This window comes from Effusibacillus pohliae DSM 22757 (genome assembly GCF_000376225.1).
GTDB lineage: Bacteria > Bacillota > Bacilli > Tumebacillales > Effusibacillaceae > Effusibacillus > Effusibacillus pohliae.
Genome location: NZ_AQXL01000028.1, coordinates 1 through 1,860 on the forward strand (window position 1 = coordinate 1; position 1,860 = coordinate 1,860).

The 1,860-nt window shown below is 54.6% G+C and carries 2 protein-coding genes; both read left to right on the top strand.

Features of this window, described 5'->3' with window-relative positions; translation table 11 throughout:
* Positions 1–618 (top strand): TcpE family conjugal transfer membrane protein (locus C230_RS18860; RefSeq protein WP_018130120.1); only part of this gene is annotated, 618 nt, incomplete at its 5' end.
* A gap of 192 nt (positions 619–810) precedes the next feature.
* The gene (locus C230_RS0100370; RefSeq protein WP_018130121.1) at positions 811–1,635 is read left to right on the top strand and encodes a tyrosine-type recombinase/integrase; all 825 of its coding nucleotides are present in this window, start codon (positions 811–813) and stop codon (positions 1,633–1,635) included.
* Positions 1,636–1,860: the final 225 nt, after the last annotated feature.

Consider the following 1,860-nt stretch of genomic DNA (forward strand, 5'->3'; position numbering starts at 1 on the left):
TGGACAATGGCGATGGCTTACCGTACGTATCGCAACCTGTATCGGATCCGTCCGTCCCTGTCGAGCTTGGGGCAGGGACGGTACCGTATCCGGTTACCGCGGGGAGTGCAGATCAGCTTTGACACCGCCATCCTGACGGCCGTCTTGTGGCTTCCATGCTCCCTACTCGTGGGGACGCTATTGGCCCGGTGGATTCCGGTCAGTCCGTTTTTGCTCGGCATCCTGGTTGCCGGATATGCGGGGTATCAGTTGAGCAAGCTCGATCCAGCCGGAAAAACCGTGGTGGCCTTTTTGTTGGACTTCGTGAAGTTTCTGTTTCGCCCGAAGGTGCATGATGGCTGGGAACCTCGCCCGAATCCGAAGGGGCGTCCGGAGCCGGTCTTGTGGCGGGTCCGGGTGGCGCTGATGGAAGACGGCCGGGTGGCCAGTCTGCCGGCGAAAGGCAAGGTATCGCAGCTTGAGTTGCGGGTGCCTGCCAATATCAAGGTGCGAAAGGGCGTGGTGACGGTACAGCACTGGGGGCAGCGTGTGGCTCCGGGATGGTACGAGATCATGGAAGATGGGAGGGTCATTCCGAAAAGACTTCCCCCAAAGATTGGGAGAGCAAATCGAGGGTGAAAAGGATTTTGGAGGGTGAGTGTCGTATAAATCTGTCGTAAAATATGCATTTCACGACACTCCAATGAACAGCCCAGGTTAGCAATTCCTTTTTGCACCGCACCCAAACCCCTAAAAACTGGAAGTGTAAGGACTCAAAAAAGTGTCGTTAAAATCTACGGTGGAGTATTTTCTGGGGAAGGGGGTGGGGGAATGGACATCACCGCCGTCATTGAGGAGCACATGGCTGGAAAAAGTGTCCAATCGAAACAGATGTACTTGTACTGGCTTGGTCGGTTCCAGGATTGGCTCCTTGGAACTGGTGGCGATCTGAATCGTCTCACTCGGGCGGATGTGCAGCAGTATATTGACTGGTTACTGGCTCACAAAAAGTCTCCAAGCACAGTTTCTGTGGCGCTGGCCGCAATCCGTGCTTGGACCCGGTGGACCGGGCAGGATCACGCTGTCATGAACCTGCGTACGGTGCGTCCTCCAAGAGTAACTGAATTGGCACCGCAAGCGCTGGAGAGGAACGAGCGCAACCGCCTGTTGCGGGAAGTGGAGCGGGATGGAAATCTGCGGGACATCGCAATCGTTTACGTGCTTTTGTATTGCGGATTGCGGGTGTCCGAGTTGTGTAATTTGGATCGAGAGGATGTCACCATCGGGGAACGAAGTGGGCGCTTGTTCGTCCGACAAGGAAAGCGGGCTAAGGCCCGAGTGGTTCCGCTCCCTGCGGAAGCTCGGCATCATCTGTCCCGCTATCTGGCTGAGAGGAAGGATCGGGATTCCGCTATGTTCTTGTCGAACTATGGGCAGAGAATTTCTGTTCGGCAGGTACAGCGCATTCTGGCGAAATACGGGACTCATCCCCATGCCTTGAGACATACCTTCTGTCGTGCCTTGGTTTCTAGTGGGTTGGATCTGGCGGTTGTTGCAGAATTGGCAGGACATACAGATGTGAACATGACCCGCCGATATGCCAAGCCGACCGAGAACGAGTTGGAGAAAGCAGTCGAAGAGGCGTTTTTGGAATAGCGGGAGAATCAGCAATATCCCGAAAAGAGTAGGTTGAGAAAGAAAAAATCACCGAATGGTTGATGCTACTTGACTCCCCCCGCAATCATCCGCCATAATGTGAATAGAAGCATTGTTCTCAGCATATAATAAAACGACCGCAGGTGCTGCAACACCCACGGTCGGTACAATAGTCGCCCACAAAGGGGCCGGCTCTTTATGGCGGAAGTAAGTCACCCTGTCACG

Excerpts from the sequence above, each read along its gene's own strand:
- C230_RS0100370 (WP_018130121.1), top strand. The coding sequence starts at position 811 with ATGGACATCACCGCCGTCATTGAGGAGCACATGGCTGGAAAAAGTGTC.